The 24,944-nt window shown below is 72.0% G+C and carries 20 protein-coding genes and 3 pseudogenes; 15 read left to right on the top strand and 8 right to left on the bottom strand.

Features of this window, described 5'->3' with window-relative positions; all coding sequences use genetic code 11:
* Window positions 1-221: 221 nt before the first annotated feature.
* Together NLX86_RS33090 and NLX86_RS33085 are read right to left on the bottom strand one after the other, a co-directional pair.
* Window positions 222-1,310 (bottom strand): magnesium and cobalt transport protein CorA, encoded by a 1,089-nt coding sequence (locus tag NLX86_RS33090; RefSeq protein WP_254375527.1) that lies wholly within the window; start codon window positions 1,308-1,310, stop codon window positions 222-224.
* 74 nt (window positions 1,311-1,384) lie between these two features.
* Complete coding sequence (locus NLX86_RS33085) at window positions 1,385-2,278, bottom strand: UbiA family prenyltransferase (protein ID WP_254375526.1); 894 nt, start codon at window positions 2,276-2,278, stop codon at window positions 1,385-1,387.
* Window positions 2,279-2,398: 120 nt separating this feature from the next.
* Between NLX86_RS33085 and NLX86_RS33080 the strand changes: the two genes are divergently transcribed.
* The 6 genes from NLX86_RS33080 to NLX86_RS33055 all read left to right on the top strand — a co-directional run bounded on the left by NLX86_RS33080 (window position 2,399) and on the right by NLX86_RS33055 (window position 8,472).
* On the top strand, window positions 2,399-3,454 hold the full coding sequence (locus tag NLX86_RS33080) for a type III polyketide synthase (RefSeq protein ID WP_254375525.1): 1,056 nt from the start codon (window positions 2,399-2,401) through the stop codon (window positions 3,452-3,454).
* Window positions 3,455-3,483: 29 nt separating this feature from the next.
* Window positions 3,484-4,008, top strand: coding sequence for an isoprenylcysteine carboxyl methyltransferase family protein (locus NLX86_RS33075; protein ID WP_254375524.1), 525 nt, complete (start codon window positions 3,484-3,486; stop codon window positions 4,006-4,008).
* On the top strand, window positions 4,005-5,030 hold the full coding sequence (locus NLX86_RS33070) for an NAD(P)/FAD-dependent oxidoreductase (protein WP_254375523.1): 1,026 nt from the start codon (window positions 4,005-4,007) through the stop codon (window positions 5,028-5,030). The genes NLX86_RS33075 and NLX86_RS33070 overlap by 4 nt, the downstream gene beginning before the upstream one ends.
* Window positions 5,031-5,183: 153 nt before the next feature.
* Window positions 5,184-6,212: an L-threonine 3-dehydrogenase gene (gene tdh / locus NLX86_RS33065; protein ID WP_254375522.1), complete on the top strand. Its 1,029-nt coding sequence runs from the start codon at window positions 5,184-5,186 to the stop codon at window positions 6,210-6,212.
* Between the two features lie 67 nt (window positions 6,213-6,279).
* Window positions 6,280-7,491 carry a glycine C-acetyltransferase gene (locus NLX86_RS33060; protein ID WP_254375521.1) on the top strand — a complete coding sequence of 404 codons (1,212 nt, stop codon included), beginning with the start codon at window positions 6,280-6,282 and terminating at the stop codon, window positions 7,489-7,491.
* Between the two features lie 66 nt (window positions 7,492-7,557).
* Entirely contained in the window at window positions 7,558-8,472 is a 915-nt protein-coding gene (locus NLX86_RS33055; RefSeq protein ID WP_254375520.1) for a LysR family transcriptional regulator, read from the top strand.
* Window positions 8,473-8,492: 20 nt separating this feature from the next.
* On the opposite strand, the gene NLX86_RS33050 is transcribed toward NLX86_RS33055, so the two are convergent.
* Complete coding sequence (locus tag NLX86_RS33050; protein ID WP_254375519.1) at window positions 8,493-9,272, bottom strand: DeoR/GlpR family DNA-binding transcription regulator; 780 nt, start codon at window positions 9,270-9,272, stop codon at window positions 8,493-8,495.
* Between the two features lie 140 nt (window positions 9,273-9,412).
* On the opposite strand from NLX86_RS33050, the gene NLX86_RS33045 reads away from it, so the two are divergent.
* The 3 genes from NLX86_RS33045 (at window position 9,413) to NLX86_RS33035 (ending at window position 12,430) form a co-directional block, all read left to right on the top strand.
* Window positions 9,413-10,297: a sugar isomerase gene (locus tag NLX86_RS33045; protein WP_254375518.1), complete on the top strand. Its 885-nt coding sequence runs from the start codon at window positions 9,413-9,415 to the stop codon at window positions 10,295-10,297.
* A gap of 4 nt (window positions 10,298-10,301) precedes the next feature.
* Window positions 10,302-11,162: a class II fructose-bisphosphate aldolase gene (locus NLX86_RS33040; protein ID WP_254375517.1), complete on the top strand. Its 861-nt coding sequence runs from the start codon at window positions 10,302-10,304 to the stop codon at window positions 11,160-11,162.
* A gap of 77 nt (window positions 11,163-11,239) precedes the next feature.
* On the top strand, window positions 11,240-12,430 hold the full coding sequence (locus NLX86_RS33035; protein WP_254375516.1) for an acyl-CoA dehydrogenase family protein: 1,191 nt from the start codon (window positions 11,240-11,242) through the stop codon (window positions 12,428-12,430).
* Window positions 12,431-12,762: 332 nt separating this feature from the next.
* Here the strand turns inward: NLX86_RS33035 and NLX86_RS33030 are convergent, their stop codons facing one another.
* The 3 genes from NLX86_RS33030 to NLX86_RS33020 form a co-directional block, all read right to left on the bottom strand.
* The gene (locus NLX86_RS33030) at window positions 12,763-13,380 is read right to left on the bottom strand and encodes a hypothetical protein (protein ID WP_254375515.1); all 618 of its coding nucleotides are present in this window, start codon (window positions 13,378-13,380) and stop codon (window positions 12,763-12,765) included.
* A gap of 76 nt (window positions 13,381-13,456) precedes the next feature.
* Window positions 13,457-13,927 (bottom strand): DUF6114 domain-containing protein, encoded by a 471-nt coding sequence (locus NLX86_RS33025; RefSeq protein ID WP_254375514.1) that lies wholly within the window; start codon window positions 13,925-13,927, stop codon window positions 13,457-13,459.
* 56 nt (window positions 13,928-13,983) lie between these two features.
* Complete coding sequence (locus NLX86_RS33020; protein WP_254375513.1) at window positions 13,984-14,607, bottom strand: DUF6230 family protein; 624 nt, start codon at window positions 14,605-14,607, stop codon at window positions 13,984-13,986.
* 374 nt (window positions 14,608-14,981) lie between these two features.
* Here NLX86_RS33020 and NLX86_RS33015 point away from each other — a divergent pair, with 374 nt between their 5' ends.
* From NLX86_RS33015 to NLX86_RS33005, 3 genes and pseudogenes are all read left to right on the top strand, one after another.
* Complete coding sequence (locus NLX86_RS33015; RefSeq protein ID WP_254375512.1) at window positions 14,982-15,866, top strand: oxygenase MpaB family protein; 885 nt, start codon at window positions 14,982-14,984, stop codon at window positions 15,864-15,866.
* Window positions 15,867-15,889: 23 nt separating this feature from the next.
* A pseudogene (locus NLX86_RS33010) lies at window positions 15,890-16,960 on the top strand (serine/threonine-protein kinase); the annotation flags it as partial.
* A gap of 99 nt (window positions 16,961-17,059) precedes the next feature.
* Entirely contained in the window at window positions 17,060-18,625 is a 1,566-nt protein-coding gene (locus NLX86_RS33005) for an NAD(P)/FAD-dependent oxidoreductase (protein WP_254375511.1), read from the top strand.
* Window positions 18,626-18,640: 15 nt separating this feature from the next.
* Here the strand turns inward: NLX86_RS33005 and NLX86_RS33000 are convergent, their stop codons facing one another.
* Entirely contained in the window at window positions 18,641-20,428 is a 1,788-nt protein-coding gene (locus NLX86_RS33000; protein ID WP_254375510.1) for a serine hydrolase, read from the bottom strand.
* A 212-nt stretch (window positions 20,429-20,640) separates the two neighbouring features.
* Here NLX86_RS33000 and NLX86_RS32995 point away from each other — a divergent pair.
* The 3 genes and pseudogenes from NLX86_RS32995 (at window position 20,641) to NLX86_RS32985 (ending at window position 24,532) form a co-directional block, all read left to right on the top strand.
* Window positions 20,641-21,761, top strand: a pseudogene (locus NLX86_RS32995) (NAD(P)H-dependent flavin oxidoreductase).
* A gap of 30 nt (window positions 21,762-21,791) precedes the next feature.
* The gene (locus NLX86_RS32990; protein ID WP_254375509.1) at window positions 21,792-23,342 is read left to right on the top strand and encodes an acyl-CoA synthetase; all 1,551 of its coding nucleotides are present in this window, start codon (window positions 21,792-21,794) and stop codon (window positions 23,340-23,342) included.
* Between the two features lie 92 nt (window positions 23,343-23,434).
* On the top strand, window positions 23,435-24,532 hold the full coding sequence (locus tag NLX86_RS32985) for a calcium:proton antiporter (RefSeq protein ID WP_254375508.1): 1,098 nt from the start codon (window positions 23,435-23,437) through the stop codon (window positions 24,530-24,532).
* 72 nt (window positions 24,533-24,604) lie between these two features.
* Here NLX86_RS32985 and NLX86_RS32980 read toward each other — a convergent pair.
* Window positions 24,605-24,868: pseudogene (locus NLX86_RS32980) on the bottom strand (penicillin acylase family protein); the annotation flags it as partial.
* Window positions 24,869-24,944: the final 76 nt, after the last annotated feature.

Genomic DNA, 24,944 nt, shown 5'->3' with positions numbered 1-24,944 from the left:
CAGCTACCTCCCCCAGCTACCTCCCCCAGCTACCGCTGGGGGTGCCCCCAGGGGGTGCCCCCAGGGGGTGCCCCCAGCGGTGCCCCCAGAGGTGCCCCCACCGCGTCGCCCGTCGCGGCAGCGACTGATGTCACGGCCTCCTCCGCCCTTGCGATCCACGGCACCAGACCCCGCTCCCAGATCCGGCCTGATCGACCGGACAGGGCCTTGGGACCGGCCGGTCACAGCCAGCCGTTGCGGCGGAAAGCCCGGTGGATGGTGAGACAGGCGACGGCGATCACGCCCAGGACGAGGGGATAGCCGTACTTCCACCCCAGCTCGGGCATGTGCTCAAAGTTCATGCCGTACACCCCGCACACCATGGTGGGGACGGCGACGATGGCCGCCCACGCGGTGATCTTCCGCATGTCCTCGTTCTGGGCGACGGTCACCTGGGCGAGATGCGCCTGCAGGATCGAGTCGAGCAGTCCGTCGAAGGAGGTGATCTGCTCGGTGATCCGGTCCAGATGGTCGGCGACATCACGGAAGTACGCCTGGTAGGCCGGGTCGATCAGCGGCATCGGGCGGGTCGCAAGGGTCCGCAGCGGCCGGTCCAGTGGCGCCACCGCCCGCTTCAGCTCGAGGAGTTCCCGCTTGAGCTGGTAGATCCGGCCGGCGTCACCGCGGCTCGTCTGCTGGCTGAAGACGGCGGTCTCGACGGCGTCTATGTCGTTCTGCACCGCGTCGGAGACCGCGAGACAGTCGTCGACCACATGGTCGGCTATCGCGTGCAGTACGGCTGACGGTCCCTTGGCGAGCCGGTCCGGAGCCGCCTCCAGGGCCTCGCGCAGCGGGCCCAGGGAGCCGTGTCCGCCGTGCCGGATGGTGATGACGAAGTCGGCGCCGACGAACACCATCAGTTCCCCGGTGTCCACCACCTCGCTGGTGGCGGTCAGCTCCTCGTGCTCGACGTAGCAGACCGTCTTGAACACGGCGAACAGCACATCGTCGTACCGCTCCACCTTCGGGCGCTGGTGCGCGTGGACGGCGTCCTCGACGGCGAGCGGGTGCAGACCGAACAGCTCGGCCACCCCCGCCAGCTCCGCCTCGCCCGGCTGGTGCAGGCCGATCCAGACGAAGCCGTCACCCGCCTTGCGGACCTGGCGCAGCGCCTCGTCGGCCGGACAGTCCCCGGGCCGGCGCACCCCGTCGAAATAGACCACGCAGTTCTCCACCGTGTTGCCCAGCGGCGACCGCGCGGGATGGCTCAGGTCCACGGTTCGGTGGTACGCCCGGCCCACCGCTCGGCGGAGGTTGCGGATCACGGACACAGGCGGACTCCTTCGGCTGATCGGCGGCCAGTGTGCCACCCACGCCGGAGCCCCCGCACGCCCGCCCCCACGGATCAGGCGAGAGAGGTGCCCCGCACCAGGAGCAGCGCCAGGTCCACCCCCGCCACGGCGACCGTCCCGGCGAACGCCGCCTTGCGCCAGTACCGGCCGAGCGCCAGGCCCGCGAAGGCCAACAGGGGCGACACCGCCAGCGCGGCCGCCCCCCACCCGCCCACCGGCCCCGCGGGGCCCAGCACCAGGACCGCCGTCGCCGCGACCAGCGGGACCGGCAGCAGCAGCCGGGTGCCGGCCACGCCCAGCCGGTGCGGCAGCCCGCGCACCCCGGTCGCCAGATCGCCGGGGATGTCGGGGAGTACGTCGCCCAGATGGGCCGCGACACCGAGCAGCGCCCCGGCCGTCACCGCCCACCAGGCCGGCCACGGGCGGCCGGGCAGGCTCAGCGCGACGACCGAGGGCAGGCTCGCGAAGCCGAGCACGTACGGAAGCCAGGAGAGCGCCGTCGCCTTCAGCCTCAGGTTGTACGCCCACGCGCCCGCCACCGCGGCCAGATGCGCCGTACCCGCGAGCAGCCCGCACGCCAGCGACAGCGGTACACACAGCACCAGCGCGCCGTACGCCGCCGCCCACACCGCGGTCCGGCTCACCACACCGTCGACGACCGGTTTGCCGGGCCGGCCGGCGGCGGCGTCGCGCCGGGCGTCGAACGCGTCGTTGCACCAGCCCACCGACAGCTGGCCGGCCAGCACGGCCGCGCCGATCAGCGCACAACGGGCGCCGCTGTGCCCGGCGCTGACGGCCAGTGCGGTCGCCAGCACGGTCACCGCGACCACCGGTCCCGGATGGCAGGACAGCGCGAGCCCCACGGCACGGCGCAGGGCGAGACCCGCCGTGAGGCGGGGCCGCCGCACGGTCGCGCCGCACGTCCGCGGCCGGTCGGCAGTGTCCATCGGCCGATGGTAGTCACGCCGTCGCGGGGCGGGGTGACAGCCGGACGGGCGACTTGCGGTGTCGCACTCCTGTACGCGGGCAGGGATGGGCAGCATGAGACCCCCGAGGCGGGACCCGAGATGACCCGGATCGCAGCTGTGCACGGCTGCCTGGCGCCGCACCGCCGTACCCAGCGCGAGATCACCGACATGGTGGCCCGCACCTGCCTGCCCGCCGGGGCGGACCGCCGCGTGCTGGACCGGCTGCACCGCAACGCCGGGGTGCGGACGCGCAACATGGTGCTGCCGCTGGAGCGTTACCCCGAACTGGACGGCTTCGGCGCCGCCAACGACGTCTTCATCCGCGCCGCCACCGAGCTGGGCACCGGGGCGGTACGCGGCGCGCTGCGGACCGCCGGGCTCCGGCCCGGGGACGTGGACCTGCTGATGTTCACCTCCGTCACCGGGGTGGCCGCGCCGTCCGTCGACGCCCGGCTCGTCGGGCGCCTGGGGCTGCGGCCCGACGTCAAACGGCTGCCGGTGTTCGGCCTCGGCTGCGTCGCGGGGGCGGCCGGTATCGCGCGGCTGCACGACTATCTGCGCGGCTGGCCCGACCAGGTGGCCGTGCTGCTGTCCGTCGAGCTGTGCTCGCTCACCTTCCAGCGGGGCGACGCCTCGCGCGCCAACCTGGTCGCCACCGGGCTGTTCGGCGACGGGGCCGCCGCCGTGGTCGCCGTCGGCGGCCGGCGGGCGCCGACGCCGGGACCCGAAGTGGTGGCCACCCGCAGCCGGATGTACCCAGGCACCGAACGCGTCATGGGCTGGGACATCACGAGCTCCGGGTTCCGCGTCGTCCTCGACCCGGCCGTACCCGACGTGGTCCGCCGGTATCTGGCCGACGACGTCAACAGCTTCCTGGAGGAGCACGGCCTCAAACCGAAGGACGTGGCCCACTGGGTGTGCCATCCGGGCGGCCCCAAGGTCCTCGAGGCCGTGTCCGAGACGCTGTCGCTGCCCGAAGGGGCCCTCGACGTCACCTGGAACTCGCTGGCCGAGGTGGGGAATCTGTCCTCGTCCTCAGTCCTGCACGTGCTGCGGGACACCCTGGAACACCGGCGGCCCGAGCCCGGCACGCCCGGACTGCTGATGGCCATGGGACCGGGCTTCTGCTGTGAACTGGTGCTGCTGCGCTGGTAGGCCCAACGCCCTGGTGAGTCGGAGGACACATGATCTGGTACACCGCTCTCGTGCTGGCCGTCGCGGGCGAGCGAGTCGCCGAACTCGTCGTCGCCCTGCGCAACGCGCGATGGAGCCTGGCCCGCGGCGGCACCGAGGCCGGCCGCGGCCACTATCCGGCGATGGTCGCCCTGCACACCGCCCTGCTGGCCGGCTGCCTCGCCGAAGTGTGGCTGGCCGGGCGCCCGTTCCTGCCGGTCCTCGGCTGGACCATGCTCGCCGTCGTCGTCGCCGCACAGGCGCTGCGCTGGTGGTGCATCCGTACGCTGGGCCGGCAGTGGAACACCCGCGTGATCGTCGTGCCCGGACTGCCCCTGGTGGCCGGCGGCCCCTACCGGTGGGTGCGGCACCCCAACTACGTCGCCGTCGTGGCCGAGGGGCTGGCCCTGCCGCTGGTCCACGGGGCCTGGGTGACCGCCGCGGTCTTCACCGCCCTGAACGCGGCGCTCATGGTCGTCCGGATCCGGTGCGAGGAGGCGGCGCTGGCGACCATGACCGCGCAGGTACGGACGTGATCGACATCCTGGTGGCCGGCGGCGGACCGGCCGGCCTGGCGACAGCCGTCCACGCCGCCCTCGCCGGCATGGAAGCCGTCGTGGTGGAGCCGCGCGCGGCGCCCGTGGACAAGGCCTGCGGCGAGGGCATCATGCCGAGCGGTGCGCAGGCGCTCCGCGCGCTGGGTATCGCCGTCACCGGCCATGAACTGCGCGGCATCCGCTACCGGGACGGCGGCCGGACGGCCGAGGCGAGGTTCCGCGAGCGGCCGGGCCCGGGGCTGGGCGTACGGCGGACCGCACTGCACACGGCCCTGCACCGGCGCGCGCTGGAGCTCGGCGTACGCATCGTGCCGGGCAAGGTGGACGTGGACGGCGTCCGGCAGGGCGACGACCGCGTCACCGCCGCTGGCTTCACCGCGCGCTGGCTGATCGCCGCCGACGGCCTGCACTCCCCGCTCCGCCGCGGCCTCGGCCTCGATGTGCCGGTCCGCGCGCCGCGCCGCTACGGTCTGCGCCGGCACTACCGGATCGAGCCGTGGTCGGACTTCGTGGAGGTGCACTGGTCCCGCCACGGCGAGGCGTACGTGACCCCGCTCGGGGACGGCCTGGTGGGGGTCGCCGTGCTAAGCCGCGACCGGCGGCCGTACGAGGAGCACCTCACGGCGTTCCCGCAGCTGGCCCCGATGCTGCGCGGCCGCGGGGCGGGCCTGGTGCGCGGCGCCGGTCCGCTGCGCCGCCGGGCCCGTAGCCCACTGGCCGGCCGGGTGCTGCTGGTGGGCGACGCGGCGGGGTACGTGGACGCCCTCACCGGCGAAGGAATCGCCCTGGCCCTGGCGACGGCGGGAGCGGCGGTAGGGTGCCTGGCCGCGGGCGACCCGCGGGCGTACCCGGCGCGGTGGGCGGGCCTGACCAGACGTCACCGGCTGCTGACCGAGGCCCTGTTGTACGCAGCCCGGCGCCCGGCCACGGCGCGGCTGATCGTCCCGGCGGCGTGCCGCGTGCCGTCGGCCTTCCGGGCCGCCGTGCACGTACTGCAGTAGGAGGCGGCCACGCCGGAAGCAGCCACGCCGTGAAGCTGCGCTGTTGACCCGCTTAAGAAATCCTCGATGGACTTAACGGTCGCCGCTCGGCAGATTGGTGCGGCAAGGATCACAGCACATCACAGCACCGTCACCACGCCTGGAGCCGCAGCCATGAAGGCACTCGTCAAGCACAAGGCCGAACCCGGGCTGTGGCTCATGGACGTGCCGGAGCCGGAGACCGGCCCGGGCGATGTCCTGATCAAGGTGCTGCGCACCGGGATCTGCGGTACCGATCTGCACATCAGGTCCTGGGACGGCTGGGCCCAGCAGGCCGTCCGTACGCCGCTCGTCCTCGGCCACGAGTTCGTCGGCGAGGTCGCCGGCGTGGGCGCGGACGTATCGGACATCGCGGTCGGCGACCTGGTCAGCGGCGAGGGCCACCTGGTGTGCGGCAAGTGCCGCAACTGTCTGGCCGGCCGCAGGCACCTGTGCCGCAGCACAGTCGGCCTGGGAGTCGGCCGCGACGGCGCCTTCGCCGAGTACGTGGCCCTGCCCGCCTCGAACGTCTGGGTGCACCGCACCAAGGTGGACCTGGACATCGCCGCGATCTTCGACCCGTTCGGGAACGCCGTCCACACCGCGCTCTCCTTCCCGCTGGTCGGCGAGGACGTACTGATCACCGGTGCGGGCCCGATCGGCATCATGGCGGCGGCCGTGGCCCGGCACGCCGGCGCCCGCAACGTCGTGATCACAGATGTGAGCGAGTCCCGGCTGGCCCTGGCTCGCAAGGCCGGTGCGACGCTCGCGCTCAACGTCGCCGAGGCCTCGATCGCCGACGCCCAGCGGCAGCTGGGGCTGAAAGAGGGCTTCGACATCGGCCTGGAGATGTCCGGCCGTCCCGAGGCCGTGCGCGACATGATCGACAACATGACGCACGGCGGCCGGATCGCCATGCTGGGCCTGCCGGCCGAGGAGTTCGCCGTCGACTGGTCGAAGATCGTCACCTCGATGATCACGGTCAAGGGCATCTACGGCCGCGAGATGTACGAGACCTGGTACGCCATGACCGTGCTGCTGGAGGGCGGGCTCGACCTCTCCCCGGTGATCACCGGCAGCTACTCCTACCAGGACTTCGACGCCGCCTTCGACGAGGCCGCCACCGCCCGCAGCGGAAAGATCATCCTCGACTGGACCGTCTGAGACCGTCCGGGTCCGATCCGCCCCAGCGTCAGCAGCCGACCTTCTCTCCCACAAGGAGCCACCCCGTATGTACGCGTCCGTCCGCGACGACCTCAGCGCCACCCTCGACGAGATCCGCGCCGCCGGTCTCTTCAAGCCCGAGCGCGTCATCGGCACCCCGCAGAGCGCCGCCGTCTCCGTCACCTCCGGCGGACGCCCCGGTGAGGTCCTCAACTTCTGCGCCAACAACTACCTCGGCCTGGCCGACCACCCCGAGGTCGTCGCCGCCGCCAAGGACGCCCTCGACCGCTGGGGCTACGGCATGGCGTCCGTACGCTTCATCTGCGGCACCCAGGACGTCCACAAGGAGCTCGAGCGGCGGCTGTCCGCCTTCCTCGGCCAGGAGGACACGATCCTGTACTCCTCCTGTTTCGACGCCAACGGCGGAGTCTTCGAGACCCTGCTCGGCCCCGAGGACGCGGTCATCTCCGACGCCCTCAACCACGCCAGCATCATCGACGGCATCCGCCTCTCCAAGGCCCGCCGCTTCCGCTACGCCAACCGCGATCTCGCCGACCTCGAGCAGCAGCTCAAGGAAGCCGTCGAGGGCGGCGCGCGCCGTCGCCTCGTCGTCACCGACGGCGTCTTCTCCATGGACGGCTACGTCGCACCGCTCAGCGAGATCTGCGACCTGGCCGACCGCTACGACGCCATGGTCATGGTCGACGACTCGCACGCCGTCGGCTTCGTCGGCCCCGGCGGACGCGGCACCCCCGAGCTGCACGGCGTGATGGACCGCGTGGACATCATCACCGGCACCCTGGGCAAGGCCCTCGGCGGCGCGTCCGGCGGCTATGTCGCCGCCCGCAGGGAGATCGTCGCCCTGCTGCGCCAGCGCTCCCGCCCGTACCTCTTCTCCAACTCCCTCGCCCCGGTCATCGCCGCCGCCTCCCTCAAGGTCCTCGACCTGCTGGAGTCCGCGGGCGATCTGCGCGAGCGGCTGAACGCCAACACCGCGCTGTTCCGGACGAAGATGACCGAGGCGGGCTTCGAGATCCTGCCCGGCGACCACGCCATCGCGCCCGTCATGATCGGCGACGCCGCCGAGGCCGCCCTGATGGCGGAACTGCTGCTGGAGCGCGGCGTGTACGTGATCGGCTTCTCCTACCCCGTCGTCCCGATGGGCCAGGCCCGGATCCGCGTCCAGCTCTCCGCCGCGCACTCCACCGCCGATGTCGAGCGGGCCGTCGCCGCGTTCATCGACGCACGTCAGGCCCTGCGGGGCTGGGCGGACGTCTGACGGGACCGGCCGGAGCGCGGGCGGAGCGCGGGCGACCGGGCCGGCCGAAGCTGGCAAAATGGCCGGGTGATCGACCCCCGGCGGCTGCGCATCCTGCGGGCCGTGGCGGACCACCGTACGGTGACCGCCGCGGCCGCGGCGCTGTACCTGACCCCCTCGGCCGTCTCCCAGCAGCTCGCCGCGCTCGAGCAGGAGACCGGCCACGTCCTGCTGACCCGCAGCGGCAGGGGGGTCCGGCTGACCGCGGCCGGCGAAATCCTGCTGACCCACGCACATGAGGTCGTGGCGCAGCTGGAGCGGGCCGAGGCGGAGCTCGCCGCGTACGCGGGCGGCGCGGCCGGCGAGGTGACGGTCGCCGCCTTCGCGACCGGCATCGCCGAGGTACTGGCCCCGGTCATCCGCCTGCTCGCCGCCCGGAACCCGGGCATCCGCCTGCGGGTGCGGGACGCCGAGGGCGACGAGAGCCTGCCGCTGGTGCTCGACGGAGAGGCGGATCTCGCCCTGGCGGTCGAGTACCGGGGCGCGCCGCGCGAGGACGACCTCCGGCTCGCCCGCGTTCCGCTGTACGCCGAGCCGTTCGACGCCGTCCTGCACGCCGCCCACCCGCTGGCGCAGAGCCCCCACGTGTCCCTCGCCGAGCTGGCCGACAGCGACTGGGCCGGCCCGTATCCCGGCAACCCCTGCCACGACGTGATGGTGCTCGCCTGCGAACTCGCCGGGTTCGAACCGCGGCTGGTGCACTCCTCGGACGACTTCCGCGCCGTCGTGGCCCTCGCCGGAGCGGGCGCCGGGGTCGCGCTGGTGCCGCGCTCCGCGCTGCGCGGCATGGAGCTGAAGGACACCGTGGTACGCCCGGTGCAGGGGCCGGCCGCGACCCGCCGGGTGTTCGCCGCCGTACGGCGCGGAGCGGAGGACCATCCGCTGATCCGGCCGGTACTCGACGCCCTGACCGAGGTGGCGGGCGGACTCCCGCCGGGCTGACGACGCCCGTCCGGCGGTGCTCAGGCCCGGATGATCTGCACGCCCGCCTCGGTGAAGCGGTCGGCGGTCTCCTGGGGCACGGCCGCGTCGGTGACCAGGATGTCCACCTCGGCCGTCGCGCAGATCCGGGCGAAGGCGCGTTTGCCCAGCTTGGTGGAGTCGGCCGCGATGACGACCCGCTGCGCCCGTTCGCAGAGCAGCCTGTTGATGGCGGCCTCGTCCTCGTCGTGCGCGGCCGCCCCGTGGATCACGTCGAGCGCGTCCACTCCCAGTACCGCGGTGTCCATCGTGATCTGGCTGAGCACGCCGTCCGCGAGCGGGCCGATGAGCTCGTACGACTGCGGGCGGGCCACCCCGCCGGTCACGACGATCTTGAACTGCGGTCGGATGGCCAGCTCGTTCGCGATGTTCAGCGCGTTGGTCACCACGGTGAGCGCCGGAGATCCGGTGGCCAGGTCGGGGCGCGCGGCGAGCCGGCGGGCGATCTCGGTGGTCGTGGTGCCGCCGGTGAGACCGACCGCCTCGCCCGGCACGATCAGTGCGGCGACGGCCGTACTGATGCGCTGCTTCTCGGCGGCCCGCCGCGAGGTCCGGTAGCGCAGGGGCAGTTCGTAGGAGACCCCGTGGACGACCGCGCCGCCGCGGGTCCGGACCAGCATCTGCTGTTCCGCGAGTTGGTCGAGGTCGCGCCGGATGGTCGCGGCGGACACGTCGAGCGCCGTCGCCGCTTCCTCGACATCCAGCCGGCCCTGCTCGACAAGCAGGTCCAGCAGTGCCTTCCAGCGGGCGTCGCGGGACATCCCATAGCTCCGTTCCTCGATCGGTCGAAGTGACCTTAGCGCACGGTCGGACCCTCCAGTTGCTTGAAGTTGCTTGAAACATCGCTATATGTTGCAAGAACAAGCAGCAAGTTTGCGGTAAGCGAGGGTGGGAGTCCGACGTGAGTCATGTCGAGAAGGAGCTGGCCGGCCAGCCCGAGTGCTGGCAGCGCGCCGCCGAAGTGGCCGGGGATCGGGCCGGGGCCCTTCCGGCGCCGGGCGAGCGGGTGGCGATCGTCGGCTGCGGGACCTCGCTGTTCATGGCGCAGGCGGCGGCGGCCCTGCGCGAGGGCGCGGGCCACGGCGAGACGGACGCCTTCGCGGCCTCCGAGTTCCCCGCCGGGCGTCACTACGACCGGGTCGTCGCCCTGACCCGCTCGGGCACCACGACCGAGGTGCTCGGACTTCTCGCGGGGCTGCGCGGCCGGACCCGTACGACCGCGGTGACCGCGGACCCGGAGACCCCCGTGGTGGCGGCCGCCGACGACGTGGTCGTACTCGACTTCGCGGACGAGCGGTCCGTCGTACAGACGCGCTTCGCCACCACCGCTCTCACGCTGCTGCGGGCCCACCTGGGCCTGCACACCGAGGCGGTCGTGGACGACGCACGGGACGCGCTCGCCGAGCCGCTGCCCGACTGGCTGGTGCGCTGCTCGCAGTTCACCTTCCTCGGCCGCGGCTGGACGGTCGGCCTCGCCAACGAGGCCGCGCTCAAGATGCGGGAGGCCGCGCTGTCGTGGACCGAGGCATACCCGGCGATGGAGTACCGGCACGGCCCGATCAGCATCACCACCCGCGGTACGGCGACCTGGATGATCGGCGACGCTCCTCCGGGACTGGCGGACGAGGTGCACGCCACCGGTGGGATGTGGGTGGCCGGCGGCCTCGATCCGCTGGCCGAGCTGGTGCGGGCGCAGCGCCTCGCGGTGGCCGTCGCGGCGGCCCGCGGCCTGGACCCGGACCGCCCGCGCCACCTCACCCGTTCCGTCATCCTCGCCGGAGGCTGAAGCCGTGCCCCTCGCCGAGACCGGCACCCTGGTCGCCGAAGCCGCCGCGGGCCGCCGCGCGGTCGCCGCGTTCAACATCGTCACCCTCGAGCACGCCGAAGCCGTGATCGCCGGAGCGGAGGCCGTCGGGTCACCGGTCGTCCTGCAGATCAGCGAGAACGCGGTGAAGTTCCGGTACGGGCGGGTGCTGCCGCTGGCGCGGGCGGCCGTCGCCGCCGCCCACGGGGCCGCCGTACCGGTCGCGCTCCACCTCGACCACGTCAAGAGCGACGAGCTGCTGCGGCAGGCCGCCGACGCCGGGTTCAGCTCCGTGATGTACGACGCGGCGCACCTGCCGTACGAGGAGAATCTCGCCGCCACCCGCGCCGCGGCCGACTGGGCGCACACGCACGGCCTGTGGATCGAGGCCGAGCTGGGCGAGGTCGGCGGCAAGGGCGGCGCGGCGCCGCTGGACGCGCACGCGCCCGGCGCCCGCACCGACCCGGAGGAGGCGCGGGCCTTCGTCGCCGCGTCAGGCGTGGACGCGCTGGCCGTCGCGATCGGCAGTGTGCACGCGATGACGTCCCGTACGGCGACCCTGGATCACGCGCTGCTGAAACGGCTGGCCGGCGCGCTGGACGTGCCGCTGGTCCTGCACGGTTCCTCCGGTGTGCCGGACGACCAGCTGACGGCGGCGGTCTCCGGCGGCATGGCGAAGGTGAACATCGGCACGGCCCTGAACGTCGCGATGACCGCCGCGATTCGCGAGTACCTGGCCGCCAACCCCGAGGCGGTCGACTCCCGTTCGTACCTCTCGGTCGGCCGGCGGGCGATGTCCCGCACTGTCACCGCACTCATCCGGGTGCTGGGGGCGGCGGAAACCTGAGGTGCGTCATCGCCATTCACAAAGAATGAAACACGTTCTACTGTGCCTCTCGACCGATCCCGCATCAAGGAGGGGCCGTGCACCTGGAATACACGCCTGAGCAGCAGCAGTTGCGCGCCGAGCTGCGTGCGTACTTCGCCGAACTGGTGCCGGAGAACGTCTATGCCCGATACGCCGACCCGGCCGCCCACAAGCGCTTCTACCGGGAGACGATCCGCCGCCTCGGTACGGACGGGTGGCTCGGCGTCGGCTGGCCGAAGGAGTACGGCGGCCGGGGGCTCTCGCCCATGGAGCAGTTCATCTTCTTCGACGAGGCGGCCCAGGCCGGCGTGCCGCTGCCGCTCATGGCCCTCAACACCGTCGGCCCGACGATCATGCAGTTCGGCACCGAGGAGCAGAAGGCCTGCTTCCTGCCGAAGATCCTCTCCGGTGAGATCGACTTCGCGATCGGCTACAGCGAGCCCGACGCCGGTACCGACCTCGCCGCCCTGAAGACCCGGGCCGTCAGGGAGGGCGACGAGACCACCGGCCACTACACCGTCAACGGCCAGAAGATCTGGACCACCAACGGCGACACGGCCGACTGGGTGTGGCTCGCCGTGCGCACCGATCCGGACGCCCCGCCCCACAAGGGCATCACCGTGCTGCTCGTGCCGACCTCAGACCCCGGCTACTCCTGCACCCTCATCAACACCCTCGCCTCGCACGACACCACCGCCGGCTACTACGAGAACGTCGTCGTTCCCGCCTCCCGCCGGGTCGGTGAGGAGAACAAGGGCTGGCGGCTGATCACCAACCAGCTCAACCACGAGCGCGTCACCCTCGCCGCCCACGGCACCATGGCCATCCGCGCCCTGCACAACGTCCAGCGCTGGGCCGCCGACACCAAACTGGCCGACGGCCGCCGGGTCATCGACCTCGGCTGGGTCCGCGGGCGCCTCGCCCGTACCCACACCAAGCTCGACGCGATGAAGCTCCTCAACTGGCAGATGGTGAACGCCGTCCAGGACGGCACCCTCACCCCGCAGGACGCCTCCGCCGTCAAGGTGTACGGATCGGAGGCGCGCCGCGACGCGTACGCCTGGCTGATGGAAGTCGTCGCGGCGGCAGGCCCGCTGAGGGAGGGCTCCGCCGGCGCCGTACTCCACGGCGATCTGGAACGCGGCTACCGCAGCGCCGTCATCTTCACCTTCGGCGGCGGGAACAACGAGATCCAGCGGGAGATCATCTCCTGGATCGGCCTCGGCATGCCACGCGTGCGCCGCTGACCTGGCGTCGTTGCCATTCACCGCGAGAGGAGCCGTCCGGGCACGGATCGTGGGTGTGCTGTTCGCAGGCCCGGGCATGTTCTCCAACTTCCTCCGGTGCGTCGCGCCTCGGCCTGTCCACCAAGCGGGTGTAGCTGAGAACCCGGCGATCCGGTCCGGGGGCGCGATGCGCGACTCCCGCGACAGCATCGAATACCGCGATCGCGGCGTCAAGCACCCGCAGTGAGCGCCCCACCTCATCCGGGAGCACCGGATTTTTCTTACCCATAAGCGTGTCCGGACCGGTGCCCCGTGGCGATACGCGTGTCGAAAGCAGCGAAAGTTGTGGCCGGTCACCGGTCCGCGGCGTACAGGACCGACCCCGTGATAGAAAGATCGCCGCCGAACTGGGCCACCTGCGAAACGGTCACGTTCTCGAACGTGACCGTGCGGGTGGGAACGGCGGTGTGGGAGAGCCACGAGGGCAGGGCGTCGGGGGTCACGGTGACGCTGCGGTCCGCCGGGAGCGGCGCGCCGCCCAGACCGGTGACCGTGCCGGACAGCTTCCGGGTGTACAGCGTCACCACGCCCTTGCCCTTGATCGTGGATGTGGTCGCAGGCTTGGCCCGCAGACGCACCATCACGCCGGCGCGGCCCCCTGCCAGGTCGAGGTCGCCGATGTCCAGCGACCGGGCGGTGAACTTCAGGGCACGCAGGGGCCCGGCCGCGGTCCGCACGGTGACCACGCCGTGGAAGGCGCTGCCGTGGAGAACGAGTTTGCCGGCCTGCAGCACCCACGGGACGTTCCCGGGACGGTCTGCCGTGGCATCGGCGCGTGTCGTCTCGCGGGCGGGGGGGCCGCCGGGTGCGAGCAGCGCGCTGGAGGTCGCTGGTGCGCCCATGAGCAGGGCCGCCGGCAGGGCAGTCAGCGCCAGCGTCCTGGTGAACGTCCGCGGCGACCGGCCGCTCACACGGATCTCCGGCCAGGCGCAGGCCGGGCGGCGGGATTCGGCGTCCGGCCTCTTTGTGGGACAACCGGTCGGGTCGTCACTTGTCACCCTGACCTTCCCCCACTGGGACGGCCGCGGAGCCGCGGTTCGGCGGCTCGGCGTTGCCCGTGGGCGGAGCCCAGGCACACGCCAGTGAACCGCCGATCAGCCCGGAGAACAGACCGAGGAAAAGGCCCCCGAAGTTCGCGACGGGGAATGAGACGAGGGTGAGCAGCAGAGCCGCGATCCCGGCGAACACCCGCACCTGCTGCTGGAACCAGAGGGTGATGCCCAGGACCATGAGCAGAATCCCGATGATCAGGGCCCCGGCGCCGGCTGTCGTGGACAGTGCCAGCGGGACGCCGGCCACGGTCAGGTGTACGTAGGGGAAGTAGACGATGGGCAGGCTGGCCGCGAGGGTGAACAGCCCTGCCCAGAAGGGCCGTCCGCGCCGCCACGCCCTGAATCTTCGCCGGGCATCGGCGGCGACACGCACGTCCGGGCGCCTACCGGAGAGATTGAAGAACACGGACACTTTCCAGGATGAGGAGCGAGCGAGCGGAGTGCGCGCTTCGCGCCGAGGGGTCAGAAGCACTCGCGACGGCCTTGCTTGAGCCGCAGGCCGAGGTCGGGGATGTTGAGCGTGGCGGCCGAAACCGCGACCGCGGTCGCCCGCACGTCGGTCAGGACGGCCGAGACCGCCTGCTGTGCGACGCCGTTGGGGTCGAAGAATCGGGAATCCCTGTCCTCCGGGTTGATCGGGCCCTTGCTGACCGCGCCCGCCGCCACTCCGATGTCGATGTCGTCGAGATTCGCCTGCCCGACCGACAGGGACGTCGCGTCGATGAACATGTTCTTCGCCTCGGTCGGGCTCCGGTCCCCGCCGGTGAGCCTCAGCGTGTACGGGCCCAGGACCGGGATGGGCACCACCACGGACTGGCACAGCCCGCTGATCTTCGCGGACCGCAGGCCCGTGACCGCGACCGGCAGGAGGGTGCCCTTCCTGGTCACGTCCACCATGCCGTAAATGCTCAGACCACGGACGTTAATTGTGTCCGCACTGACCTGGAACCTCTGGCCGGAGATGAAGAACGACGCAGCCAGCGCTCCTTGCGCCATGCCGATACCGAGAGCCGCAGCGGCCGTGACGCCCGCGCCAAGGACCACGGCGAAGCGCTTCCAGCGGGTCCTGCCGAAGCCGTGCGACATTCCGTCCCCTCCGGTCAGGAAACGCCCCTGCCGAAGCAGGCCAGGAGAATGCGACGATCCAACGTCTGTGACGGATCCTAGGCTTCCTATGCCGTCGGCCGACGGCACGTCAGTCGGGGCAAACGGGTGACGCCTTTCCCGATGGGCTTTCCCCAGTGCGGGCCCCAATGGGGGTCCGGCCCGGGGGTCTGGCTCGCAGCTCTTGCGCAGGTCTGTGGTGGCCTGGGGTGACAACTACACGCCCGGCTACATACTGCTGGAGTCGGCGAAGGTGGCAGTGTTCGAGGCCGCCGGCCACCCTCCCCTGATGTTCGAACCGGCAGCGGAGCCGGCCATGCCCTGCAAGTAACCTTCGGAGCAGGAGGTGCACGGCGATGAACGACGCCGACCCGGGGCTCTTCGGGCCGACCTCGGTGACCTGGCAGATGCACGGCGACCCGATGATGTGGGTCGCGGGCGTGCGCGCCCTCTATCTGCAGGCCCTGCATCCCCGTGCGCTACGCGGAGTCACGCAGAACTCCGACTTCAGGGTGGACACCTGGGGTCGGCTGATCCGCACCGCCAACTTCGTCGGAGTCACCACCTACGGCACCACCCGGGCGGCCGAGAAGGCCGGCGCGAGGGTACGCAAGATCCACAGCATGCTCGGCGCCACCGACCCGGCCACCGGGGAGCGGTACGGCGTCGACGAGCCGGAGCTGCTGCTGTGGGTGCACTGCGCCGAGGTCGACTCCTATCTGCACGTCCTGCGCCGCTCCGGTTTCCGGCTCAGTGACGCCCAGGCGGACCGCTACATCGACGAACACCGCGAGAGCGCACGCCTCGTCGGCCTCGACCCGGCCGGCGTGCCCGCCGACACCGCCCAGCTCGCCACGTACTTCGAGGAGGTGAGACCGCTGCTGGCGGCCGGCCCGGAGGCCCACGACGTCGACGCCTTCCTGCGCAACCCACCGGTCCACCCCCTGCTCGCGCCGGCGCGAGCACTGCTGTGGCGGCGCGTGGCGGCCCTCGCGTACGCCGCACTGCCTCCGTACGCCCATGAGCTGTACGGCAGGCCCGCACCCTCCCCACAAACGGTCACCCGCCACCTGAGGACCACGGGCACCGCGCTGCGCTGTGTTCCCTCCCGTGTGTACTGGCGGCTGCCCCCAGGTCACATCTTGAAAGCAATGGCCCGCCTGGGCCCCGGAAGCCGCCCCGCCCCGTACACACTCCGGAAGGAGGCGGCCATACTGGACGGGCCGGGGAGGGCGCAGTAACGCGACGGGGGCGACAGCACGCGATGGCGGAGTCCAGGCTGATCCAGGGCCGCTACCGGCTGCTCGAAGTGATCGGGCGCGGGGGCATGGGGGAGGTGTGGCGGGCGCGCGACGAATCGCTCGGCCGCCAGGTCGCCGTCAAGTGCCTCAAACCGCTGGGTCCGCAGCACGACGCGTCCTTCACGCGGGTGCTGCGGGAGCGCTTCCGCCGGGAGGCGCGGGTGGCCGCGGCGCTTCAGCACCGGGGCGTCACTGTCGTCCACGACTTCGGCGAGTTCGAAGGCGTCCTCTACCTCGTGATGGAGCTGCTGGGCGGGTACAACCTCAGCCAGCTCCTGGAGGACAACGAGCAGCACCCGCTACCCGTGCCGGACGTGGTGGACATCGGAGAACAGGTCGCCGCCGCCCTTGCCTACACCCACGAACAGGGCATCGTGCACCGGGACCTGAAGCCGGCGAACATCATGCGGCTCAGCGACGGCACCGTTAAGATCTGCGACTTCGGCATAGCCCGCCTCGCCGACGACATCGGCTTCACCGCCAAGCTCACCGGCACCGGAATCGCCATGGGCACCCCGCACTACATGTCGCCCGAACAGATCGGCGGTGAAGAGGTCGACCACCGCAGCGACCTCTACTCGCTGGGCTGCGTTCTGTACGAGATCGCCACCGGAGCCCCGCCCTTCGACGTGGACGACGCCTGGGCCGTGCTGGTGGGGCACCGCGAGACCCAGCCGCGACCGCTCCGGGTGCATCGCTCGGAGCTCCCCGAGTTCTTCGAGCGGATCGTCCTCGATCTGCTGGCCAAGACACCCGAGGAGCGTCCGGCCGACGCCCGGGAACTGAGCCGCAGGTTCACCGAGGGGCGCACTCCGCAGGCGCTCCTGTCGCCCCTGCTCCAGCGCCCGGAACAGCCGGCCTCGCACGCTCCCCGGCTGCCGTCCTGGACGCGCGGCATGACGACGGGTATCAAGGCCGGCGGCACCTGGACTCCCGGCACGACGCCGGACACCACGGCCGGGCTCACCGGCCGCTGGACCACGCCGGGCACCGGCCGCGCGCCGCGCGAATCCGGCGCGGAGGCCGTCGAGCTCCACCGGCAGGTGGCGCCGCAGCGCGGGCAGCGCGACGCGGTTGGCACCGGAGACAGCTGATCTCTGGTCATCGCTCGTCGGCGCGTGTTACCAAGGGCCATGCCCGCACCCGCTGAGATCCACCGAGACGTGTACGACGCCGTGATCGTCGGCGGCGGCCACAACGGTCTGGTCGCCGCCGCCTACCTCGCCCGCGCCGGGTGCTCCGTCCTGGTCCTGGAGCGCCTCGGCCGCACCGGCGGGGCCGCGGTCTCCACCCGTCCGTTCGCCGGCGTCGACGCCCGGCTCTCGCGCTACTCCTACCTCGTGAGCCTGCTGCCGCAGAAGATCGTGGACGACCTGGGGCTGCGCTTCGCGGTCCGTAAGCGCACGGTCTCCTCGTACACGCCCGTCGAACGGGCGGGACGGGCCACGGGCCTGCTGGTCGGCGGCGGCGCGGACCGCACCCGTGAGTCGTTCCTCCGGCTCACCGGCTCGGACCGGGAGTACGAGAACTGGCAAGCCTTCTACGCCATGACCCGGCACGTGGCCGAACGGGTCTTCCCCACCCTCACCGAGCCGCTGCCCACCCGCGAGGAGCTGCGGAGTCGGATCGGCCACGAGGACGCCTGGCGGATGCTGTTCGAGGAACCGCTCGGCGTCGCCGTCGAGAAGAACTTCGCCGACGACCTGGTCCGCGGGGTCGTCCTCACCGACGCCCTGATCGGTACGTTCGCCGACGCCCACGACACCTCACTGCGCCAGAACCGCTGCTTCCTGTACCACGTGATCGGCGGCGGCACCGGCGACTGGGACGTGCCCGTCGGCGGTATGGGGGCACTCACCGACGCCCTCGCCGCGGCCGCCCGGTCGGCGGGCGCGGAGATCGCCACCGGGCACGAGGCGACCCGTATCGCGACCGACGGAACCGCCGCCGAGGTCACCTTCCGTACCGCGGGCGGCGAAGGCGCCGTCGCCGCCCGCCGGGTGCTGGTGAACGCCTCACCCCACGCGCTCGCGGCCCTGCTCGGCGAGGAACCGCCCGCGCCGGCCGAGGGCGCCCAGCTGAAGGTGAACATGCTGCTGCGCCGGCTGCCACGGCTGCGCGACCGCTCGGTCGACCCCCGCGAGGCCTTCGCCGGCACCTTCCACATCGCCGAGGGGTACGGGCAACTGGCCCGCGCCTACCGGGAGGCGGCCGCCGGTGAACTGCCCAGCGCACCGCCCTCGGAGATCTACTGCCACTCCCTGACCGACCCCTCGATCCTCGGCCCGGAACTCGTCGAGCGGGGCTACCAGACCCTGACGCTGTTCGGACTGCACACCCCCGCCCGGCTGTTCGGACTCCACAACGACGGGATCCGTGCCGAGCTGCTGAAGGCCACCCTCACCGAGCTGGACGCCCACCTCGACGAGCCGATCGCCGACTGCCTCGCCCTCGACGAGGACGGACGCCCCTGTATCGAGGCCAAGACCCCCCTCGACCTCGAACGCGACCTGCGGCTGCCCGGCGGCCACATCTTCCACCGCGACCTCGCCTTCCCGTACGCCGGTGAGACCACCGGCCGGTGGGGCGTGGAAACGGCGCACGCGAACGTCCTGCTGTGCGGGGCGGGCGCCGTGCGCGGCGGCGGAGTCAGCGGAATCCCCGGCCACAACGCCGCGATGGCGGCCCTGGGCCGTTAGCGGCCGGTTGCCGGGTCAGTCCGTGGACGCCGTCCAGCCCGTCGCCTCGATACGGGCGGCGTCCGCGGACCTGGTCTCGTCGAAGACCGTACGGTGCCCGTCGGTCACCCGGACGCCGTCCACGTACACCCCGCGGCCGACATGGAGCGTGTCCGTGGTGTACCGCCAGCGCACGCGCACCGGCGCGCCGCGCCACGCCGCCAGATCGGCGTCCAGGCGGTGCCAGACCCGCCCGGAGTATCCGGTCACCGCACCGGCCGGGCGCTCCACGGGCGGCTGCCCCCGGCGTGCGGTGGTGAACGGCACCGGCTGCCAGGTCGCGCCGTCGTCCGCCGAGGCTTCGAGGAAGAGCGCGTCGGAGCCGGGCCCGGTGTCCCACCACAGCGAGCAGCGCAGCCGTGCGCGGTCCGAGGCGAGGGTGAGCGGGGGCAGCGTGAGCGTGGCGGTGGTTGCTCCGGCCATGCCGGAGAACCAGGCCGTGCGGCCGTGCGCCGGCCGCACCGGGACGGCGCGCGCGAGGTGGTTGGCGGCGGCGACGCGCGGGGCACTGCCGGAGCGCCAACTGCGTACCGGGTGCACGGAGTTGCCGAGCACAACGAGGAAGGAGTCGGTGGACGGGTCCAGGACCAGGCTGGTGCCGGTGAAACCGGTGTGGCCGGCGGTGTGCGGAGTGGCCAGCGCGCCCATGTACCAGTGCTGGTAGAGCTCGAAGCCGAGACCGTGTTCGTCACCCGGGAACGCGGTGTTGAAGTCGGTGAACATCAGCTCCACCGACTCGGGCGCCAGGATGCGGGCGCGGCCGTACGAGCCGCCGTTGAGCAGCGTCCGGCCGAGGACGGCGAGATCCCAGGCGCAGGAGAAGACGCCGGCGTGGCCGGCGACGCCGCCGGCACTGTACGCGTTCTCGTCGTGCACCTCGCCCCACACCAGCCCGCGGTCGAGGCCGGACCAGGGCAGCCTGGCGTCCTCGGTGGCGGCGATCTTCGGCTTCCAGGAGGCGGGCGGGTTGAAGCGGGTGCGGTGCATCGCGAGCGGAGCGGTGATCTCGTCGTGGAGCAGCACATCCAGAGTGCGACCGGTGATCTGCTCCAGGACGAGCTGAAGGGAGATCAGATTGAGGTCGGAGTAGAGGTATCGGGTGCCGGGCGCACTGGCCGGCCTCTCGTTCCACAGCAGACGAAGCTTCCCTTCCCGGGTGGGCTCCTTGTACAGCGGAATCCAGGCCCGGAAGCCGGAGGTGTGGGTGAGCAGCTGCCGTATGGTGACGTCCTGCTTGCCGCCGCCGGCGAACTCCGGGAGGTACGAGGCGACTTGCCTCCCCAGCTCCAGCGCGCCCCGCTCGATCTGCTGCACCGCCAGGATCGAGGTGAACAGTTTGGACACGGAGGCGAGATCGAAGACCGTGTCCTCGGCCATCGTGATCTGCTGCTCCGCGGGGAACTCGACGCCGGTGCCGGTCTTCTCGTCGTACGCCGCGTACCGCACCGCCTTGCCGATCGGCTGATGCAGCGCGACCGTGCCGCCCCGGCCCGCCAGCAGTACGGCCCCGGCGTACCAGGGGTGCTTGGGGGAGGGGCCGAGGAACTTCTCCGCGTCGGTGACGAGCCGGCTCAGGTGCTCGGGCCGCAGCCCGGCCCGCTCCGCGGAGCCGTGCCGCAGGGTGGGGGCCCGGCCCCAGCCGCGCCCGGCGGCCGAGGCCGCGCCGAGGGGGAGTGAACCCACCATGAGTGCGCCTCCCAGAGCCATGGCCCCACCGGCCAGTTGTCGTCGGCTGATTCTTCCGCCCGCGGAGTCCCCACCCATGGAACAACCCTCCTGCTGTGTCTTCCGGGGGACAACCCCCGGACCCCCGGCCGAGCGGCAGGCCGGCCCTGAGGGCGGTGAAAGTATCTTTCGGGATGACAGCCAATACGTGAAACTTTCATCCCTCGCGCGATACTCGTCAACCACAAAGAATCTGACGCAGCATCAGAAAATCTCTTCCCTCGGCCGCCGGGCTACGGCATCCTGCGCCCATGGAGACGGAGCTGAGCAGAAAACTGGGAGTCGAGCACGCCATCTTCGGCTTCACACCGTTCCCCGCGGTCGCCGCCGCCATCACCCGGGCCGGCGGATTCGGCGTGCTCGGCGCGGTCCGCTACACCGCGCCCGACGACCTCGCGCGCGACCTCGACTGGATGCAGGAGCACACCGACGGCAAGCCGTACGGCCTCGACGTCGTCATGCCCGCCAAGAAGGTGGAAGCCCAGACGAATCAACAACTGACTGAGGCCGATGTCGAGGCGATGATCCCGGCCGGCCACCGCCGGTTCGTCCAGGAGACCCTGGCCGAGCACGGGGTGCCGGAACTCGCCGACGGCGAGGCCTCGGGCTGGCGTATCACCGGCTGGATGGAGCAGGTCGCCCGCAACCAGCTCGACGTCGCCTTCGACTACCCCGTCAAGCTGCTCGCCAACGCGCTCGGATCACCACCCGCCGACGTCATCCGGCGCGCCCACGACCACGGTGTGCTGGTGGCCGCCCTCGCCGGCAGCGCCAAGCACGCCCGCCGGCACGCCGAGGCGGGCATCGACATCGTCGTCGCCCAGGGCTACGAAGCCGGCGGCCACACCGGGGAGATCGCCTCCATGGTGCTCGTCCCCGAGGCCGTCGAGGCCGTGTCCCCCCTGCCCGTACTCGCCGCCGGCGGCATCGGCGGCGGTGAACAGATCGCCGCGGGACTCGCACTCGGCGCGCCCAGGGCGTCTGGCTCGGCTCGCTCTGGCTCACCACGACCGAGGCCGACCTCCACTCGCGCGCACTCACCCAGAAGCTCATCGACGCGGGCTCCGGCGACACCGTCCGCTCCCGCGCGCTGACCGGCAAGCCCGCCCGCCAGCTGCGCACCGAGTGGACCGACGCCTGGGACGACCCGAACGGCCCCGGCGCGCTGCCTATGCCCCTGCAGGGCCTGCTCGTCGCCGAAGCCGTCTCCCGTATCCAGAAGTACGAGGTCGGGCCGCTGCTCGGCACCCCGGTCGGCCAGATCGTCGGACGGATGAACTCCGAGCGCAGCGTCCAGGCCGTGTTCGACGACCTGACCAGCGGGTTCGAGCGGGCCGTCGACCGCATCAACCGCATCGCCGGCCGGTCCTGACGATCCCGGCGGTCCTGACGGAGGAGCCCCATGTCACAAGCACCCAACGGCTTCTGGGCCCAGGCGGCCGCGGACCCCGGCCGTACGGTCCTCATCGCACCCGACGGCGAGGCGTGGTCCGCAGGGCGCCTGCACGCCGCCGTCAACCAGCTCGTCCACGGGCTGCGCGCCGCCGGGCTGGAGCAGGGCGACGCCTTCGCGGTCGTCCTGCCCAACGGCGTCGAGTTCCTCACCGCCTACCTCGCCGCGTCCCAGGCCGGGCTCTACCTCGTCCCGGTCAACCACCACCTCGTCGGCCCCGAGATCGCCTGGATCGTCGCCGACTCCGGCGCCAAGGTCCTGATTGCCCACGAGCGGTTCGCCGACGCCGCCACCGCGGCCGCCGACGAGGCCGAGCTGCCCGCCACCCACCGCTACGCGGTCGGCGCGGTCGACGGCTTCCGCCCGTACGCCGAACTCCAGGACGGGCAGCCGCCGACCGTGCCCGAGGACCGTACCCTCGGCTGGGTCATGAACTACACCTCCGGCACCACCGGCCGGCCGCGCGGCATCCGCCGCCCGCTGTCCGGCAAGCTCCCGGAGGAGACGTACCTCGGCGGCTTCCTCGGCATCTTCGGCATCCGGCCCTTCGACGGCAACGTCCATCTGGTCTGCTCGCCGCTCTACCACACCGCCGTGCTCCAGTTCGCGGGCGCGTCCCTGCACATCGGGCATCCGCTGGTCCTGATGGACAAGTGGACCCCGCAGGAGATGCTGCGGCTGATCGACCAGTACCGGTGCACCCACACCCATATGGTCCCCACCCAGTTCCACCGCCTCCTCGCGCTGCCCGAGGACATCCGCAGCTCGTACGACGTGACCTCGATGCGGCACGCCATCCACGGCGCAGCGCCGTGCCCCGACCATGTCAAGCGGGCGATGATCGACTGGTGGGGCCGGTGTGTGGAGGAGTACTACGCGGCCAGCGAGGGCGGCGGCGCCTTCGCCACCGCCGAGGACTGGCTGAAGAAACCCGGCACGGTCGGCAAGGCATGGCCGATCAGCGAACTTGCCGTCCACGACGACGACGGCAACAGGCTGCCGGCCGGAGAACTCGGCACCGTCTATATGAAGATGAGCACCGGCGGCTTCAGCTACCACAAGGACGAGGGCAAGACGCGGAAGAACCGCATCGGCGACTTCTTCACTGTCGGGGACCTGGGCCTCCTCGACGAGGACGGCTATCTCTTCCTCCGCGACCGCAAGATCGACATGATCATCTCGGGCGGGGTCAACATCTACCCGGCCGAGGTCGAGTCGGAGCTGCTGACCCACCCCGCCGTCGCGGACGCGGCCGCGTTCGGCATCCCGCACTCCGAGTGGGGCGAGGAGGTCAAGGCGGTCGTCGAACCGGCCCCGGGCCACCGGGCCGGTGACGCGCTGGCCGCCGAGATCCTCGCGCACTGTGCACGGCGGCTGGCGGGATACAAGCGGCCAAGGACCCTCGACTTCATCGACACGATGCCGCGCGACCCCAACGGCAAGCTGTACAAGCGCCGGCTGCGCGACCCGTACTGGGAGGGCCACGAACGCGCCATGTGAGGGACGCCGGGCCGGCCCGGCCGACGAGGCACCCCGCCCGGCCTGCCCGGCATACCGCGCGGCCGCCGGGTGGCTCTGGCAGCGTGTCGTCCATGAGCACGGTGAACCGGTCCGCAGCCCTCCACTGGACCGTGCTGGTCCCGCTCGTCGCCGTGGTCGCCCTGGCGCTCAGCTGGGGCCGGGACCTCGCCCCCGTCGCGGTCGCCGTCGTCGCACTCTGCCTGGCCGGCGCGGTGCTGGCCGCCGTGCACCATGCCGAAGTGGTGGCGCACCGGGTGGGCGAGCCGTACGGCTCACTCGTCCTCGCGGTGGCGGTGACGGTCATCGAGGTGGCCCTGATCGTCACTCTGATGGTGGACGGCGGTCCCAAGACCTCCTCGCTCGCCCGCGACACCGTCTTCGCCGCCGTGATGATCACCTGCAACGGCATCGTCGGCCTGTGCATCCTGGTGGGCTCGATGCGCAACCGTGTCGCGGTGTTCCACGCCGAAGGCTCCGGCGGCGCGCTCGCCACCGTGGCGACCCTGGCCACCCTGTGCCTCGTCCTGCCGACCTTCACCACCAGCAAGCCGGGGCCCGAGTTCTCCGCGGCGCAGCTCGGCTTCGCGGCCGTCGCCTCGCTGTCCCTGTACGGCCTCTTCGTCGCCGTACAGACCGTCCGGCACCGCGACTACTTCCTGCCCGTCGGCCGCCCCGCCGGAGACGACGCCCACGAGCACGCCCCGCCACCCGGCCGGCGCACGGCGCTGCTGAGCCTGGTCCTGCTCGTCGTCGCGCTGGTGGCGGTGGTCGGAGACGCCAAGGCGGTCTCGCCCGCGATCGAGTCGGGAGTGGACAGCGCCGGCCTGCCGCACGCGGTGGTCGGGGTGGTCATCGCCCTGCTGGTCCTGCTGCCCGAGACCCTCGCCGCCGTACGGGCCGCCCACCGGGACCGGATGCAGACCAGCCTCAACCTCGCCCTGGGCTCGGCCATAGCCAGCATTGGCCTGACCATCCCGGCGATCGCGCTCGCCACCATCTGGCTCAGCGGCCCCCTGCTGCTCGGCCTGGGCGCCACCCACATGGTGCTGCTCGCCCTCACCGTGGTGGTGGGCACCCTCACGGTCGTACCCGGCCGGGCCACGCTGCTCCAGGGCGGGGTGCACATGGTGCTGTTCGCCGCGTTCCTGTTCCTCGCGGTCAGCCCGTAGCGCCTGCCCGTAGCACCTCCCCGCGCTCCCCGCCGCCTCACGCCCGCGGCGGCGGGGAACACGGCGGCCCGCTCAGCGGCGTTCGCGCGCCCACACCACCCGCAGCCCCGGGGAGGTGAGGATGTGCTTCTCGCAGAACCGGGAGTTCACCCAGCGCTCGGCCGCGTACAGGCCGGTCTGGTCACTGAAGTACGGCGACTGCGGATTCGAGGACTGCGCGTACGTCAGCAGCGTGCGCGCCACCGGACACCGCCCGCCGTCCCAGCCGACCGCCTGGATGTAGCTCGAGCCGTGCGCCACGTCCGCGTACCCCCCGCCCGCCGCATTCCACACGGGGTGAAGTAGGCCCGAAGCGCGGTCTCGTCTTTCGATCGAGCCGTTTCTTCGGGCCTCTTCCCGCACCCGGCGTGCC

The organism is Streptomyces sp. A3M-1-3 (assembly GCF_024213665.1).
Lineage (GTDB): Bacteria > Actinomycetota > Actinomycetes > Streptomycetales > Streptomycetaceae > Streptomyces.
The sequence above is the reverse complement of the archived record's forward strand: the minus strand, read 5'-3'. Positions and strand labels throughout refer to the sequence as shown.